Annotated in this window: 19 protein-coding genes and 1 riboswitch; of the genes, 11 read left to right on the forward strand and 8 right to left on the reverse strand. The window is 59.8% G+C overall.

From position 1 onward, the window contains the following. Positions 1 to 639, reverse strand: coding sequence for a uracil phosphoribosyltransferase (gene upp, locus ACP7A2_RS09205; protein ID WP_078740754.1), 639 nt, complete (start codon positions 637 to 639; stop codon positions 1 to 3). Positions 640 to 803: 164 nt separating this feature from the next. Here upp and ACP7A2_RS09210 point away from each other — a divergent pair, with 164 nt between their 5' ends. The 3 genes from ACP7A2_RS09210 (at position 804) to ACP7A2_RS09220 (ending at position 2,294) form a co-directional block, all read left to right on the forward strand. After that, on the forward strand, positions 804 to 1,361 hold the full coding sequence (locus ACP7A2_RS09210; RefSeq protein WP_426133959.1) for a hypoxanthine-guanine phosphoribosyltransferase: 558 nt from the start codon (positions 804 to 806) through the stop codon (positions 1,359 to 1,361). A gap of 3 nt (positions 1,362 to 1,364) precedes the next feature. Beyond that, positions 1,365 to 1,832, forward strand: a complete 468-nt coding sequence (locus tag ACP7A2_RS09215; RefSeq protein ID WP_426133960.1) for a WbuC family cupin fold metalloprotein — start codon at positions 1,365 to 1,367, stop codon at positions 1,830 to 1,832. A 174-nt stretch (positions 1,833 to 2,006) separates the two neighbouring features. Next, complete coding sequence (locus ACP7A2_RS09220; protein ID WP_122307388.1) at positions 2,007 to 2,294, forward strand: PA4642 family protein; 288 nt, start codon at positions 2,007 to 2,009, stop codon at positions 2,292 to 2,294. A gap of 79 nt (positions 2,295 to 2,373) precedes the next feature. Here the strand turns inward: ACP7A2_RS09220 and mqo are convergent, their stop codons facing one another. Further along, a complete protein-coding gene (gene mqo / locus ACP7A2_RS09225) occupies positions 2,374 to 3,882 on the reverse strand; it encodes a malate dehydrogenase (quinone) (RefSeq protein ID WP_426133961.1) in 1,509 nt (502 codons plus the stop codon). 730 nt (positions 3,883 to 4,612) lie between these two features. After that, on the reverse strand, positions 4,613 to 4,846 hold the full coding sequence (locus ACP7A2_RS09230; RefSeq protein WP_375066369.1) for a hypothetical protein: 234 nt from the start codon (positions 4,844 to 4,846) through the stop codon (positions 4,613 to 4,615). A 182-nt stretch (positions 4,847 to 5,028) separates the two neighbouring features. Between ACP7A2_RS09230 and ACP7A2_RS09235 the strand changes: the two genes are divergently transcribed. Next, complete coding sequence (locus ACP7A2_RS09235) at positions 5,029 to 5,613, forward strand: YajG family lipoprotein (RefSeq protein ID WP_375066371.1); 585 nt, start codon at positions 5,029 to 5,031, stop codon at positions 5,611 to 5,613. Between the two features lie 59 nt (positions 5,614 to 5,672). On the opposite strand, the gene ACP7A2_RS09240 is transcribed toward ACP7A2_RS09235, so the two are convergent. Next, positions 5,673 to 5,882, reverse strand: coding sequence for a hypothetical protein (locus tag ACP7A2_RS09240; RefSeq protein WP_348062123.1), 210 nt, complete (start codon positions 5,880 to 5,882; stop codon positions 5,673 to 5,675). Between the two features lie 183 nt (positions 5,883 to 6,065). Between ACP7A2_RS09240 and ACP7A2_RS09245 the strand changes: the two genes are divergently transcribed. Continuing rightward, positions 6,066 to 6,323, forward strand: a complete 258-nt coding sequence (locus ACP7A2_RS09245; protein ID WP_426133962.1) for a hypothetical protein — start codon at positions 6,066 to 6,068, stop codon at positions 6,321 to 6,323. Between the two features lie 121 nt (positions 6,324 to 6,444). Here ACP7A2_RS09245 and ACP7A2_RS09250 read toward each other — a convergent pair whose 3' ends face one another. Further along, on the reverse strand, positions 6,445 to 7,608 hold the full coding sequence (locus tag ACP7A2_RS09250) for a 1-acyl-sn-glycerol-3-phosphate acyltransferase (RefSeq protein ID WP_426133963.1): 1,164 nt from the start codon (positions 7,606 to 7,608) through the stop codon (positions 6,445 to 6,447). A 131-nt stretch (positions 7,609 to 7,739) separates the two neighbouring features. Between ACP7A2_RS09250 and ACP7A2_RS09255 the strand changes: the two genes are divergently transcribed. From ACP7A2_RS09255 to ACP7A2_RS09270, 4 genes are all read left to right on the forward strand, one after another. Next, on the forward strand, positions 7,740 to 7,919 hold the full coding sequence (locus ACP7A2_RS09255) for a CPXCG motif-containing cysteine-rich protein (RefSeq protein WP_426133964.1): 180 nt from the start codon (positions 7,740 to 7,742) through the stop codon (positions 7,917 to 7,919). An 11-nt stretch (positions 7,920 to 7,930) separates the two neighbouring features. Beyond that, positions 7,931 to 8,191: a putative signal transducing protein gene (locus tag ACP7A2_RS09260; protein WP_078740772.1), complete on the forward strand. Its 261-nt coding sequence runs from the start codon at positions 7,931 to 7,933 to the stop codon at positions 8,189 to 8,191. A gap of 36 nt (positions 8,192 to 8,227) precedes the next feature. After that, positions 8,228 to 8,848 carry an SOS response-associated peptidase gene (locus ACP7A2_RS09265; RefSeq protein ID WP_348062118.1) on the forward strand — a complete coding sequence of 207 codons (621 nt, stop codon included), beginning with the start codon at positions 8,228 to 8,230 and terminating at the stop codon, positions 8,846 to 8,848. Between the two features lie 193 nt (positions 8,849 to 9,041). Continuing rightward, positions 9,042 to 9,860: a M48 family metalloprotease gene (locus ACP7A2_RS09270; protein WP_426133965.1), complete on the forward strand. Its 819-nt coding sequence runs from the start codon at positions 9,042 to 9,044 to the stop codon at positions 9,858 to 9,860. Between the two features lie 148 nt (positions 9,861 to 10,008). Here ACP7A2_RS09270 and ACP7A2_RS09275 read toward each other — a convergent pair whose 3' ends face one another. The 3 genes from ACP7A2_RS09275 to ACP7A2_RS09285 form a co-directional block, all read right to left on the reverse strand. Further along, complete coding sequence (locus ACP7A2_RS09275; protein WP_375066383.1) at positions 10,009 to 10,593, reverse strand: TMEM165/GDT1 family protein; 585 nt, start codon at positions 10,591 to 10,593, stop codon at positions 10,009 to 10,011. An 88-nt stretch (positions 10,594 to 10,681) separates the two neighbouring features. Further along, positions 10,682 to 10,803, reverse strand: a riboswitch (yybP-ykoY riboswitch). Between the two features lie 50 nt (positions 10,804 to 10,853). Then, complete coding sequence (locus tag ACP7A2_RS09280) at positions 10,854 to 11,852, reverse strand: methyltransferase (RefSeq protein WP_426133966.1); 999 nt, start codon at positions 11,850 to 11,852, stop codon at positions 10,854 to 10,856. A gap of 30 nt (positions 11,853 to 11,882) precedes the next feature. Beyond that, the gene (locus ACP7A2_RS09285; RefSeq protein WP_426133967.1) at positions 11,883 to 12,848 is read right to left on the reverse strand and encodes a 2-hydroxyacid dehydrogenase; all 966 of its coding nucleotides are present in this window, start codon (positions 12,846 to 12,848) and stop codon (positions 11,883 to 11,885) included. An 84-nt stretch (positions 12,849 to 12,932) separates the two neighbouring features. Between ACP7A2_RS09285 and ACP7A2_RS09290 the strand changes: the two genes are divergently transcribed. Continuing rightward, positions 12,933 to 13,565 carry a LysE family translocator gene (locus tag ACP7A2_RS09290; protein WP_078740777.1) on the forward strand — a complete coding sequence of 211 codons (633 nt, stop codon included), beginning with the start codon at positions 12,933 to 12,935 and terminating at the stop codon, positions 13,563 to 13,565. Positions 13,566 to 13,839: 274 nt separating this feature from the next. After that, positions 13,840 to 15,522 (forward strand): fatty acid--CoA ligase, encoded by a 1,683-nt coding sequence (locus tag ACP7A2_RS09295; RefSeq protein WP_426133968.1) that lies wholly within the window; start codon positions 13,840 to 13,842, stop codon positions 15,520 to 15,522. Positions 15,523 to 15,711 lie beyond the last annotated feature (189 nt).

The raw sequence follows: 15,711 nt of genomic DNA on the forward strand, positions 1-15,711 counted from the left end.
TCAAGCGTCCTTCTGCTTGGTACCGAAGATCTTGTCACCGGCATCGCCCAAGCCTGGGATGATGTAACCGTGTTCGTTCAAGCGTTCATCAATGGACGCGGTGTAGATCTGCACATCCGGGTGCGCCTTTTCGACTGCGGCAATCCCTTCGGGGGCGGCCACCAGCACCATGGCGCGAATGTCTTTGCAGCCGGCTTTTTTCAACAGGTCGATGGTGGCGACCATGGAGCTGCCGGTGGCGAGCATCGGGTCGATGATCATCGCCAGGCGCTCGTTGATTTCCGGAACGAGTTTTTCCAGGTAGGTGTGAGCCTGCAAGGTTTCTTCGTTGCGGGCCACGCCTACGGCGCTGACCTTGGCGCCGGGAATCAGGCTGAGCACGCCTTCGAGCATGCCGATACCGGCGCGCAGGATGGGGACAACCGTGATTTTCTTACCGGCGATTTTCTCGACCTGGACGGTACCGCACCAGCCCTCGATTTCGTAATTTTCCAAAGGCAAATCTTTGGTGGCTTCGTAAGTGAGCAACGCTCCGACTTCCTGAGCAAGCTCACGGAAATTCTTCGTGCTAATGTCGGCACGGCGCATAAGGCCGAGTTTGTGTCGGATCAGCGGGTGGCGGATCTCGCGAGTGGGCATGGGAAAGGCTCCGGCGGCGGGCAAAAAAACCGGCCTAGATTAATCTATCCGAGGGTGTTGTCCTATAGACATCTAGTACGTTAGTCCATTAAGGCTTGATCGTTGCGCCCCACATGCGTACCTTTGCCCGCTTTTCTTGCCACAGCATCCCCTTGGAGAGCGCCATGTCCGCTGATCTTGAGCATATCCGTCAAATCATGCGTGAGGCTGATTGCCTGTACACCGAAGCGCAAGTCGAAGAAGCGATCGCCAAGGTTGGCGCACAAATCACGCGCGAAATGGCTGACACCAACCCGGTGGTCTTTTGCGTGATGAACGGCGGCCTGATTTTCGCCGGCAAATTGCTCACTCATCTGCAATTTCCGCTGGAAGCGTCTTACCTGCACGCCACGCGTTACCGCAATGAAACCACGGGCGGCGACCTGTTCTGGAAAGCCAAGCCCGAAGTCTCGTTCATCGACCGCGACGTGTTGATCATCGACGACATTCTCGATGAAGGTCACACCCTGGGCGCCATCATCGACTTCTGCAAACACGCTGGCGCACGCAAGGTTCACACCGCCGTGTTGATCGACAAAGACCACGACCGCAAAGCCCGTCCGGACTTGAAAGCCGATTACGTCGGCCTGCCGTGCATCGACCGCTATATCTTTGGTTACGGTATGGACTACAAAGGCTACTGGCGTAACGCCAATGGCATCTACGCCGTTAAAGGAATGTAATTCATGATCCGCTTTCTTGATAACACGCTGTTTGCTGAACTGGCTGAGAAAGCGGGCGCAAGCCCCCGTGGCCGGCACCACCACAACTTCCATCAGATGGAAGAGCCTTGCCATCGGCTGGCGGTAAGTTTGCAACCCAATACCTATGTGCCACCCCATCGGCACCTGAGTGCAGACAAAGCAGAAACGCTGGTGGTGCTTAAAGGCCGCCTGGGGCTGCTGGTATTCAGTGAGACAGGCGAGGTGCTTGCCAAGCGCGTGATGCAAGCGGGCGGCGAGTGTTCGGGCGTTGACCTGCCTCCGGGAATATTCCATGGCCTGGTGGTGCTGGAGCCCGACACGGTGATGTTCGAATGCAAGGCCGGCCCTTATCGGCCGGTGGGCGAGGGCGAACTGGCTGATTGGGCGCCGCGTGAAGGCGACGCCGATGTGGCCGAGTATCAACGCTGGATGCTTGCCCAGTTCGATTGAGCTACAGCTCGGCCACCTCTCACAGAGAGATTCGCCAGCCTCTAAAAGTTGTGTAGATACCTATGGCTATCGCAGGCAAGCCAGCTCCCACATGAGTTCGGCGTGGCTTCCGCCGCTCGCGCCCCGCAGGTAGACTTCAAACCCCGTGTAAATGTCTGCAGGCTGGAGTCGGTAATGCGTAAAGATAAGAAACAGGTGATCGGCGACGAGATTGGCGACGATCAAATCAAGTTGTTCCTGGACTTCGAGCCGGTTGACGCAACTTCACCGTCCCTGCACAAACTGATCAAGGCCTACCGTGGCCTGCGTATCGATGACTTCGAGCGCTTCCTGGGCTTTTTCAAGGAAGCCGGTCTAGACCTTGACGGTAAAGACGAGCACGGCCAGACCTTCGTCGACCTGATCAAGGACCAGCGCAACGCGCCGGAATACATCGCGCTGATCGAAAACGCTCGCGGCTGATTATCACAGGCAAAAAAACGCCCCGCTCTCATCACAAGAGCGGGGCGATCTTTCCCACGTGACGCTCTGCGTCACGACCTCAAGCGTAGCTCTCGGTCTCGGCGGCAGGCTCAACCAGTTCCAGGCTGATGTTGTTGTGCGCATTGATTTTGCGATACAGCTCGGCATCGGTCTCCAGGACCTTTTCACGCGCCGGGAAGATCTCGTGCAGCTTGGCTGCCCACTCACCCGCAGCTTTCTCGGGGAAGCAGCGCTCGATCAATTCCAGCATGATCGACACGGTCACCGATGCACCCGGAGACGCGCCCAGCAGGGCGGCCAACGAACCGTCCCGGGCCGCGACCAGTTCGGTGCCAAACTGCAGCACGCCGCCCTTTTTCGGGTCTTTCTTGATGATCTGCACCCGTTGGCCGGCCACTTCCAGGCGCCAGTCTTCGGCTTTCGCTTCAGGGTAGAAGCGACGCAGTGACTCCAGGCGCTGTTCCATGGACTGGCGCACTTCACTGACCAGGTACTTGGTCAAATCCATGTTGTCGCGGGCGACAGCCAGCATCGGGCCGATGTTGCCGGCACGGATCGACAGCGGCAGGTCAAGGAACGAGCCGTGCTTGAGGAATTTGGTGGTGAAACCGGCGTAAGGCCCGAACAGCAAGGACTTCTTGCCATCCACTACGCGGGTGTCCAGGTGCGGCACCGACATCGGTGGCGAGCCCACGGCGGCCTGGCTATAGACCTTGGCCTGGTGGTGCTTGACCACGTCCGGGTTGTCGCAACGCAGCCATTGGCCACTGACCGGGAAACCGCCGAAGCCTTTGCTTTCTTCGATGCCCGAGGCTTGCAGCAACGGCAGCGCCGCGCCGCCGGCGCCGAGGAAGACGAACTTGGCGTCCACCTCACGGCTGTTGCCGCTGTTGACGTCCTTGATGCTCACGGTCCAGCCGGCGCCGTTGCGCTTGAGGCCGGTCACGCGCTTGCTGTACTTGACCTGGGCGTCGGGCGAGCTGGTCAGGTGGTTGAGCAACTGGTTGGTCAAGGCGCCGAAGTTGACGTCGGTGCCGTTCATGACGCGGGTGGCCGCAATTTTTTCGTCGAGCGGGCGGCCCGGCATCATCAGCGGCATCCACTCGGCCATCTCGCTGCGGTCTTCGGTGTAATGCATGTCCGAGAACGCATGGTGCTGGCTGAGGGTTTCAAAGCGCTTCTTGAGGAACGACACGCCTTTTTCGCCCTGCACGAAGCTCAGGTGCGGCACCGGGCTGATGAAGGATTTGGACGAGCCAAAGGTGCCTTTTTGGGTCAGGTACGCCCAAAACTGCTTCGACACCTCGAACTGGGTGTTGATGTGCACGGCTTTCTTGATGTCGATGGAGCCATCACCCGCCTGCGGGGTGTAGTTCAGCTCACACAGCCCGGCGTGGCCGGTACCGGCGTTGTTCCACGGGTTGGAGCTCTCCGCGGCACCCGAATCCATCAGCTCAACAACTTCCAGCGTCAGGCCGGGGTCGAGCTCTTTGAGCAGTACGGCCAGGGTGGCACTCATGATGCCGGCCCCTACCAGTACTACGTCGACTGCTTCGTTATGCGCCATTTAACGCGTCTCCAAAATCTGCAGCACCAAATTGACGGCATGGCTGCCAGGAGTGACGGGGCGGTTCACGTGTTGCCCCAGATTACCCATGGCCAGGATCGCCATGTCCGATTCTTCGCAATTTTTTGCAACGTCAGCGCACGCTTCCTGCCGGGCCAATGTGCCTATGAACGCATTCATGGGCGCCTGTGGCAATTCGACTTATGGTCAAAGCGTGCAATTCGTGCAACCAAATCCGTAGCGGACAGGCTTCAAGCTCCGTTTTTTGAGGAGTACTCGGTCCTGTGTGGTTGGGCTGTTCCAGACGCTGATGGTGCTTGTACAAACGCAAAACTATTCATTTGCTCGCCACACTCTTGTGAAGTTGTGAAAACCCGTTTTTTCACGCTCTTTTGAAGACGTGAACCTCAAAAAAGGGCTGCCCCAGCCTGGCACCTGGCCCGCAAAACCTCACCGACACGCGGCAAAACGGGCAAACAACACAAGTGGCCGAGCGCAATGGCAGCTCTGGCAGATTCGGTAAAGAGGGAGGTTTGCAAAGAAAACAGCAAGCGCGCCAGCTTCACTCGATCTGTGTGGGCGGCTCTCTGTGGGCGATTCTTGAAGTTATTGCCGAGGCATTAACGATGCTGCGAGGCCCGATCAGGAGACGTCCTTATAATCGGGGGGAGATTGTAGCGAAGAACGCCAAGGAAATGGGCGTGTTTTATGACTTTTATTAGTGCTTCGGTCAGGAGGCCAACGCGTGCCGCGAATGCGCGTGTGAAACCTTGGGGCTGAGCCGGGCGCTGGCCGGTAGCGGGCGGTGCATCCAGCCCAGATTTACCTCGGCAACTTCCACCCAACCATCACCGACGGGCGGCAGGCTGCATCGCTTGAACGCCAAGCAATAGCCGCGGTTATCGAGCAGGGCGTAGTGGCGATGACGAGCATTTGTCATGAACAACGATTTGAGAAGGCGCATGGCTTTGTACCGGTTGCGTTACATGCTTGAAGATTGCCAGTGTGCCATGACACTGAAGTGACGAAATTATGTGAAATTGTAATTTGAGCCTGGCTTCAGCTGCGGTTCAGGATTACTGGTGAGAGGCGCGCATGCACCGTTATACTGGCCGCCTGTTTGCACCCAGTCCTGGAGAAATGAGTATGTTGCAACGCCTGTTGTTCGGTTTGATCACTGTGACCAGTTTGACCTTGGTTGGCTGCGCCAACAGCCCGCAACAACTCAGCCCGCAACCTAAAGTTACCGCGCAGCTGGCGCCGGTAGGTCATGGTCAGCCGGTGTCGGTGCGTGTGGTCGATGGTCGTCCATCGCCAACCCTGGGTTCGCGCGGTGGCCTCTACCCGGAGACCGCGCTGATTTCGGTAACGGGCCAGGACGTGCTGCCCAAGCTGCAAGCCCAGGCCGAGGCCGCCGTGCGCCTGCTGGGCTTCACCCCGGCCAACTCGCCGGGCGCACCTCAGTTGACCATCACTCTGGCTGAGCTTAAGTATCAGTCGCCTAAAAAAGGCCTGTACGTGACCGAAGCCTCGATCGGCGCGACGTTCAAGTCCGACGTGAGTGCCGGCACCCGTCGCTACAGCGGTCGCTACGCTGCCTCGCTGGACCAGCGCTTCGGCATGTCGCCGAACGAGGAAACCAACACCAAGCTGGTCAGCGATGTGTTGAGTGATGCCCTGACTCGCCTGTTCAAAGACCCAAGCATCGGCCAACTGCTCAGTTCGCAGTAACCTTCGCTCACAAAAAACCGGGCTCAGCGATGAGCCCGGTTTTTTTGTGCCTGGAGCGTTCACGCAGCCGTTTCGACATAAAAGTCCAGCACACTCACACCGGTGAGAAAGTCCATTTCCGGCAGGTCGGCATGCTGGTGCCCACCAAGGGCGCAATACACCAGCCAGTGACGATCCTGGACATTGAATGCCAGGGCACCGACCAGCGCCTCTTGCTCATCGTTTTGGGCGATCAGATACAACCGATCCTGGTTTTGTGCATGCAGCATGACAAGCTCCCGGGCGTTCGAAGGGCAACAGAGTGGCTTGTTAAGGTGACGTTCAGGTGACGCTGTAAATTACTGGATACATTAAGTGCACATGGGGGACGGAGCTTTTTCGGCGCAGGACGCGACTATTGTTCAGGTTTGTATCTGAATCGATACCAAGGCACTGATCGACCGAGGTTTGCGATGGCGCTGCCCGCACTGCTCATTAATGTTGTGGCTCTACTGGTGGCCTGCCCGGGTGCAGCGCTGCTGTTCATTACTCGCTTGCGCGAGCAACGCGCGATGGCCGACCTGACCGCACAAAGCGAAGATCGCGCGATCGACCAACCGATGTTGTTTCTGGATGTGCGCACCGAACGGGCGCATCGTTTTGCTTATCGCGTCGGGTTCGCCTGCCTGATGCTGGCACTGGCCGTCTCCTGGCTCAGCACCCATCTCTAAGAACAACCCAAAACAAATGTGGGAGCGGGCTCGCCCGCGATGAGGGAGTGTCAGCACCGGATTTGCCGACTGACACACCGCAATCGCGGGCAAGCCCGCTCCCACATTTTTTGCCTGTGTGTTACAGAGGAATCCCGGCCTTCACCCGGTATTGATTGCGCACGGGCGTCGCATACTGCACCACCAAAAACGGCCGATGCTCCGCCGGGCACTCATTCAATCGCCGCTCCCACTCTGCTTTGGCTTTGGCCAACTCATCCGCCGGAAACACTTCGGCTGCCGTCGGCACCTGCAATTGCGGGTCGGCGTCGCTCCACTGCGCATACGCCAGGTAATGCACCGGGAATAAGCGATAACCGCCGAGAATTTGCCGGTCCATCTCCACCGCCAGCAGTTTGGTGTCTTCGAAACGCTCGGTAATCGGCGGTGCAAAGTTCACGTGCACCCGGCCCTTGTAGCCGGTGATGCCCAGCGCAATGCTCACGTCATCTTCGCCTGGTGCCTTACTGTAGGTGCCGGTGGTGGCGCGGATGTAGAGCTCGCGCGCCTTGGCCGAATCGCATGGGTCGTACTCGTAGCTGATCGACACCGGTGTCAGGTTCAGCGACTGAATCACCTCGGCAAACGGCTCGTCCTTGCGGCTGACATGGAACATCTTGAGGATCGCCGACTCGGTACGGTCATCCCCATCCTTGGCCCGGCCTTCGGCCTGGGCGATCCAGATCGACTGGCAGTCGTTGCGGATCGAATGGTTGATGTAGGCCGACAGCAGGTTGAACGCCGCCATCTTTTCCTTTCGCCCGGTGATCGAGCGGTGCACGATAAAGCTCTTGTTCAAACGCATCAGGTCGCTGACGAACGGCTTTTGCAGCAGGTTGTCGCCGATGGCGATGCGCGGCGTCGGCAGGCCGGCGTGGTACACGGCATAGTTGACGAAGGCCGGGTCCATCACGATATCGCGGTGGTTGGCCAGAAACAGGTAAGCGGTGCCAGACTTGAGCTGCTCGACGCCGGTGTAGGTTACGCCGTCAGTCGCTCGGTCAATGGTGTGGTCGACGTAATACTCGACCTTGTCCTGTAGTGTGGCCACGGTGGTGACGCCGGCGAACTCACGGCGTAACTTGCGGGCGATCATCGGCTTGAGCAGCCAGCCGAATGCGCCGGCAAAGCGCGGGAAGCGGAAGTGGGTCAGGATGTCCAGAAAGGCCTTGTCACTGAACAGACGTGCCAGCACTGCCGGGACTTCGCTGTCGTTGTAAGGTCGGATGGTATCGAATTCGCCCATCATGCTCTCTTGTTAGAAACGGCTAGGGTAAGTAAAGGAAATAGCAGGGTGCGGCCGCAGTATTGGCGTTGCCGAGAATAGCCCTGTAAATAGACCGGCGATTATACGCACAAGTCACCTGGGAGACCGCGATGGAAGAGGAGTCATACGAATGCCCTTATTGTGGCGAGGTGGTCACGGCGTTGCTGGACCTGTCAGGGGGCGATCAGGAATATATCGAAGACTGCCCGGTGTGCTGCCGGCCGATCACTTTTGAGCTGCAGGTGCACGGCAGCGAATGGATGCTGAACGTTCGCAGCGAAAACGAATAACGGGGTCGCCCATGCAGCGAATCTACGAACCGGAAAACCTGATGGAAGGCGAGCTGCTGCAACACATGCTCGCCAGCGAGGGCATCGACGCGCATCTGGTGGGCCGGCATTTGCTCGGCGGCACCGGTGAACTGCCGATTTTCGGGTTGCTGGGGCTGGAAGTGGATAACGACCGGGCGGCCTACGCCCGCGAGCTGATTTTGGCCTACATCGGCGCGCAGCCGCTGCCCGGCGATGAACCCGACAGCTTGCCCGACGTGTTGGTCTGTTAGGCTGTCGGTCGGTTTACCCAAGAGTCGTGTTACCCCATGTGTGGACGTTATGCCCTGTTTCGCTGGAACCCTGCCTTTGCGGCCTTACCCGGCTTCCCGGCTGATCAGCAGGCCCAATGGAATATCTCCCCCAATGATTCCGTGCTGATCCAGCGCCTGAGCGAAGGCCAGCGCACCCTGGCCCGCGCCCGCTGGGGGCTGACACCGCCCTGGCTGACCGACCTTTCCCGCACCCCGGCCCACGCCCGCGCTGAAACCCTGGCCGAGCAGCCGATGTTTCGCGAAGCTTTCCGTCAGCGTCGTTGCCTGCTGCCCGCCAATGGGTTTTACGAATGGCGCGGCACCCAGCGCAAACGCCCTTATTGGCTGACGCCGGGGGAGGGCTCCACGCTGTTTTTTGCGGCGATCTGGGAAGCGTATCCGGTGCAAGAGCAGGTGTGGCTGAGCACTGCAGTGGTGACACAGGCCGCGCAAAGCCAGCGCCGGCCGTTGATTCTGGATGCGGCGGGGCAAGAGGCCTGGTTGAACCCTGAAACGCCATTGCATCAATTGCAGGCGCTGCTGGCCGGCGAGCCTGTGGCGTTGCGCGAGCGGGTGCTGGCCAATATGGTCAATGATCCCAAGCTTAATGGGCCTGAATGCCTGACCCCGGGTTGAGTCAGTGAGTGTGCGGTTGGAGTGACGGCCCCCATCGCAGGCAAGCCAGCTCCCACACTTGGAAATGTGAATTCAGTTTATGTGGGATGTATCTGAAACTAAGCGGTTACACGTCTGTTGTATCTGGCGCAGATACAAACGACCGCCTACGATACGCGCCATGTTTTCACGGCGTGTATTCAGGGAGAGCTTCATGAAGAAGTCATTGGCGGTAAGTGGCTTGGTTGCAGCGATGCTGCTGGCGGGCTGCCAGTCGGTTAACACCACCAGCGGCGGCGCCGTTGGGGTCGAGCGCAAGCAGTACATGTTCAGCATGCTGTCGAGCCAGGAAGTCGACCAGATGTATGCGCAGTCCTACCAGCAGACGCTGGGTGAGGCGAGCGGCAAAGGCATGCTGGACAAGAACAGCGCCAACGCCAAGCGTGTGCAGGCGATTGCCAACCGCCTGATCGCCCAGGCCCCGACTTTCCGCCCGGATGCGGCGCAGTGGAAGTGGGAAGTGAATCTGATCAAAAGCGATGAGATGAACGCCAACTGTGGGCCTGGCGGCAAAATCTTTGTTTACAGCGGGTTGATCGACAAGCTCAAGCTCACCGATGACGAGCTGGCGGCGGTGATGGGCCATGAAATCGCCCACGCCCTGCGCGAGCATGGCCGTGAAGCGATGTCCAAGGCTTACGGGATTGAAATGGCCAAGCAGGGCGCGGGTGCCATTTTCGGTCTGGGTCAGGACAGCCTGGCGCTGGCCGACACCGTGGCCAACTACGGCATGACCTTGCCCAACAGCCGCGCCAACGAAAACGAAGCGGACCTGATCGGCCTGGAGCTGTCGGCCCGCGCCGGTTACAACCCGAATGCCGCCATCACGTTGTGGAACAAGATGGCCAAAGCGTCGGAAGGCTCGCCGCCGGAGTTCATGAGTACGCACCCGGCCTCCGACAGCCGAATTGCTTCGTTGCAGGCGGCGATTCCCAAGGTAATGCCGCTGTACCAGCAAGCGAAAAAATCCTGATATTCCAGATTCGCTGATGCTCCAAATGTGGGAGCGGGCTTGTGTGGGAGCTGGCTTGCCTGCGATGCAGACACTTCGGTATCTCAGGCAGACCCGGTTGATGCTATCGCAGGCAAGCCAGCTCCCACATGGGTTTGGGTTTACAGGTTTAGATCCACCCGCTGCTCTGCATGGCCTTGTACACCGCCACCACCGCCAGCACAAAAAACGCCGTGGCCGCCAGTCGGCGAATCAGGGTCAGTGGCAGTTTGTCCGCCGCAAAATTCCCCGCCAATACCACCGGCACGTTGGCAATCAGCATGCCCAGCGTGGTGCCGATAATCACCAGCCACAATTCCGGGTATTGCGCCGCCAGCATCACCGTGGCGATCTGCGTCTTGTCACCGATTTCCGCGAGGAAGAACGCAATCAGCGTGGTCAGGAACGGCCCGAACTTGCGCGAGGTACTGGCTTCGTCATCGTCGAGTTTGTCTGGCACCAGGGTCCACAGCGCCGTGGCGCAGAAGCTCGCCGCGAGAATCCAGTGCAACACCGCATCCGAGAAGAAACTTCCGAACCAGGCCCCCACAGCACCGGCAGCCGCATGGTTGGCGAGGGTCGCGGCAACGATGCCGGCGATGATTGGCCAGGGTTTGCGAAAGCGTGCGGCAAGGATGAGCGCGAGCAGTTGCGTCTTGTCGCCGATTTCGGCCAAGGCAACGATTGCGGTAGGAACGAGTAATGAATCCAGCATCAGGTAGGTTTCCAGGGGCGGGTCGACACGGCTATGACACGTACAGCCTTCCCGCCCCGGGTAAGGTGTTCGTGTCATAGGTCTTGTCAAACCCCGGTCCGTCTGTGCGGACTCCTGGGTCGCATACGCCATGGTCTGTTGACCAAGTATGTTGACGTATGCCGGACGAGCGTGGCGCTCGTGGGAGACTACTCCCCTAGGACGGAGCGGATTCTGCCTAGGCAAAATCCATTCGGCAAGCCTTCTTTTTCAAACGCGCTTCAGCTGCGCTTGGCACGGTAAATGCGGAAACCATTGCCTTCAGCCTTGATTGCACACACGCCCAGATGCTCTTCGATCAACGGCTGATACTTAAGGAAGCTGTTGGCAACCAAACGAAGTTCTCCACCTTTTGCCAAGTGTTTCGCCGCTTTTCGCAACAAGTTCTCGGTAGCGAAGTAGTCGGTGTGCACCCCGACATGGAACGGCGGGTTGCTCAAAATCGCGTTCAAACCCATCGGCGCAGCATCAATACCATCACCGGTCAGCACCTCGGCTTCCAGGCCGTTGGCAGCCAGGGTCAGGCGACTGCTGGCGGCGGCAAACGCGTCCACATCGAGCATTGTCACCGTGTTGTGCGGGTAGCGACGTTTCACCGCCGCACCCAGCACGCCCGCGCCGCAACCGAAGTCCAGCAGATGGCCGCTGGGCAACTTGTCCAAATTCTCTAGCAATAACTCGGTACCGCGATCCAGGCGACCATGGCTGAACACGCCCGGCAAACTCACCACCTTCAGTGGCCCTTCTGCCAGCGGCACGTCGAAGACCTGCGCCAGGCTTTCCAGCTCAACCGCCTGCGGGGCGTTGGCCACGGTGATTTGCCACAGCTGGCAGTGGCGCGCGTTATCGAGCTTGCGCGGTTTGCCATAGGGCAGCATCTGTTTGGCAGCGCTTTCGATGCCGCCTTTTTTCTCGCCGACCAAAAACAGCTCGGCGCCTGGCAGGCGGGCGGCCACCGCGTTGAGCAGGTAATCGGTGAGGTCCTTGGACTTGGGCAGGAAGATCACCGCCGCATCGAACCCACGCTCCGGCACCTTTACGCCGAACTGGCTGCGCTCGGGGAAGCGCGCATCCAGCGCGGCCTGGTCGCCGGCATGCCAGCACCAGCCGTGAGCGTTGGGCAGGCGGCCAAGCAAATCATCGGCGGGCAGGCCGACCAACAGCACGTTGCCCTGAAAAAGTTCGGCCTGACGAAGCAGTACTTCACTGCGCGGATCCATGGTCTGCTCCTTGAAAAGGGGCGCAGTTTATCAACTGACGACGCGCAGCGGGGCGCCGCTGAAAAAGCCTCGGGCGTTTTCCGCCAGTTGGCCGACGATGCGCTGCCGCGCTTCGCGGCTGCCCCAGGCATTGTGGGGCGTGACGATCAGGCGCGGAATGTCGCCCGCCAGCAGTGGATTGCCATTCACCGGCGGTTCCACACTCAGCACGTCGGTCGCCGCGCCGCCCAAATGGCCGCTGCGCAAGGCATCCGCCAGGGCCTGTTCGTTGATCAAACCGCCGCGCGCCGTGTTGACGATGAACGCACCGGGCTTGAGCAGCGCCAGTTCGCGCGCGCCGATAAAGTCGCGGGTGTGTTCATTGAGCGGGCAGTGCAGGGTCAGTGCATCCACCTGCGCGAGCAATTCATCCAGCGGCACGCGGTCGGCGCGAGCAGGGCGCCCAGGAATCGCACCGAGCAACACGCGCATGCCGAAGGCTTCGGCCAGGCGCGCCACGGCGCTGCCCAGTTCGCCATGGCCGAGCAGGCCGAGGGTTTTGCCTTCCAGTTCGACAATCGGGTGGTCCAGCAGGCAAAACTGCTTGGCCTGTTGCCATTTGCCGGCGCTGACGTCCCTTTGATAGTCCTGCAAGCGCGTCGCCAGGTTGAGCAACAGCATGAGCGTGTGCTGCGCCACCGACGGCGTGCCGTAGCCCTGGCAGTTGCTCACGGTAATGCCGTGGGCGCGGGCGGCGGCGAGGTCGACGTTGTTGGTCCCGGTGGCCGACACCAGAATCAGTTTGAGTTCGGGGCACGCCGCGAGAGTGTCGGTGTTCAGCGCGATTTTGTTACTGATCGCCACCTGCGCACCTTGCAGGCGCTCGATCACATTCTGCTGAGTGGTGTGCTCAAACAGCTGCAGTTCGCTGAAGGTATTTCGCAGCTCGCTGAGGTCGAGGTCCCCCAGGTCCAGGGACGGGTGATCAAGGAAGACGGCGCGGCGGTTGTTCTTCATCAACTGTACCTTTTGCGACTGAGGGTGAAGGCGTAATCTGCGGAGCCTATCAGATGAAATAATCAGTTACTTAATGGAGTGAGCATGTACGCCGCCGAGTTTTTGACCGTAGCTTTGATTCACTTGTTGGCGGTGGCCAGCCCTGGCCCGGATTTCGCCGTGGTTGTGCGCGAAAGCGTCACCCACGGCCGACGCGCCGGGACCTGGACCGCGCTGGGCGTCGGCTCGGCGATTTTCCTGCACGTGGGTTATTCGTTGCTGGGCATTGGCTTGATCGTGTCCCAGTCCATCGTGCTGTTCAACGCATTGAAATGGGCGGCGGCGGCTTACCTGCTGTACATCGGCTTCAAGGCCCTGCGCGCGCAGCCGGCCAAGCCTGCCAGCGAAGAAGACCTGCACCGCGAAGTCGGCGAGCGCACGGCGCGCGGCGCCTTTACGTCGGGCTTCGTGACCAATGGTTTGAACCCCAAGGCCACGCTGTTTTTCCTGTCGCTGTTCACCGTGGTGATCAACCCGCACACGCCGCTGGCGATCCAGGCCGGTTACGGCGTGTACCTGGCGGTTGCGACGGCGTTGTGGTTCTGCCTGGTGGCGATGTTGTTCAGCCAGCAGCGAGTGCGCGCCGGTTTTGCGCGCATGGGGCACTGGTTTGATCGGACCATGGGCGCGGTGTTGATTGCGATTGGTGTGAAACTCGCCTTCACCAGCATGAAATAAGGCTGCTGAGGAAGCACCATTCATGGGTAGGCCCGATCTCTGTGGGAGCCGGGCTTGCCCGCGATGCAGGCACCTCGGTGTTTCCTTTGTACTGAGGCGATGCCATCGCAGGCAAGCCAGCTCCCACAGAGATATCCGCAGGCTTCCAATGCTGGCCCAAAGCTAGCATTCATTGGGCGCTGCAAATCATTCCTTTGGCTGATTTGACTGACACATAAGGTCTCTAAAGTGCAGGTCTTCAAGCCAAGACCGTGCAGTCAGATAAGGGATTCGTATGTTGCAGACCCGTATTATCCCGCCCGCCGAAGGCGCGTACCGATACCCGCTGTTGATCAAACGCCTGCTGATGTCCGGGGCCCGTTACGAGAAAACCCGGGAAATCGTCTACCGCGACAAACTGCGTTACACCTACCCGACCCTGATGGAACGCGTCGCGCGCCTGGCCAATGTGTTGACCGAAGCCGGGGTCAAGGCCGGTGACACGGTTGCCGTGATGGACTGGGACAGTCACCGTTACCTGGAATGCATGTTTGCCATTCCGATGATCGGCGCGGTCATCCACACCATCAACGTGCGGCTGTCGCCGGAACAAATCCTCTACACCATGAACCACGCCGAGGACCGCTTCGTGCTGGTCAACAGCGAGTTCGTGGGCCTTTATCAGGCCATCGCCGAGCACCTGACCACCGTCGACAAAACCCTGCTGCTGACCGACGGCGAGTCCAAAACTGCCGAGCTGCCGGATCTGGTCGGTGAGTACGAAACCTTGCTGGCAGCCGCGAGCCCTGCGTACGACTTCCAGGACTTCGACGAAAACTCTGTCGCCACCACGTTCTACACCACCGGCACCACCGGCAACCCCAAGGGCGTGTACTTCACCCATCGCCAACTGGTGCTGCACACCATCGGCGTGGCGACCATCATGGGCAGCGTCGACAGCGTGCGCCTGCTGGGCACCAACGACGTGTACATGCCGATCACGCCGATGTTCCACGTTCACGCCTGGGGCCTGCCGTATGTGGCGACCATGCTTGGCTTGAAACAGGTCTACCCCGGCCGTTACGACCCGGAATACCTGGTGGAGCTGTGGCGCAAAGAGAAGGTCACGTTCTCCCACTGCGTGCCGACCATCCTGCAAATGGTGCTCAACGCCAAGGCCGCTCAGGGCGTGGATTTTGCCGGCTGGAAAATCGTCATCGGCGGCAGCGCGCTCAACCGCACGCTGTATGAATCGTCCAAGGCGCGTGGGATTCAGCTGACCGCTGCGTACGGCATGTCCGAGACCGGGCCGTTGGTGTCCTGCGCCCACCTCAATGAAGAGTTGATGGCCGGCAGCGAAGACGAGCGCACCACTTACCGCATCAAGGCCGGTGTGCCCGGGCCGTTGGTGGAAGCGGCGATTGTGGACGGTGACGGCAACTTCCTGCCCGCCGACGGCGAGTCCCAGGGCGAACTGGTGCTGCGTGCGCCGTGGCTGACCGAGGGCTATTACAACGAACCCCAGAAGGGCGCCGAGCTGTGGGCTGGCGGCTGGATGCACACCGGCGACGTGGCGACCCTGGATGCCTTCGGCGTGATCGATATCCGCGACCGCATCAAGGACGTGATCAAGACCGGCGGCGAGTGGATCTCGTCCCTGGCGCTGGAAGATTTGGTCAGCCGTCACCCGGCGGTACGCGAAGTAGCGGTGGTGGGCATCGCCGACCCGCAGTGGGGCGAGCGCCCATTTGCGTTGCTGGTGGTCCATGATGGCCATGTGATAGGTGCCCGCGAGCTCAAGGAGCACCTTAAACCCTTCGTCGAATTGGGCCACTTGAGCAAGTGGGCCATTCCAAGCCAGATCGCCGTTGTTACTGAAATTCCCAAGACCAGTGTCGGCAAACTCGACAAAAAACGTATCCGCGTTGACATCATTGAATGGCAGGCCAACAACAGCACGTTCCTGTCCACCCTCTGAAACCTCAAAGCGTGCCCTCTGGGGCACGCAATGCTCTATCTCGTGCCTTCACTTGTGATTTCCGGATTTTCAGCCATCCTTTGCGCGTCGACTGTCGTCGACGTGGCGAAAGGACTGTGGCAGACGGGTTGGTGATGCAAATCACACTTTAGAGGGATCAAGCGGTACCCCCTGCTGGCTATAGTCCCA

This window comes from Pseudomonas sp. PWP3-1b2, from assembly GCF_049896045.1.
In the GTDB taxonomy this organism is placed as follows: Bacteria; Pseudomonadota; Gammaproteobacteria; order Pseudomonadales; family Pseudomonadaceae; genus Aquipseudomonas; species Aquipseudomonas antarctica_B.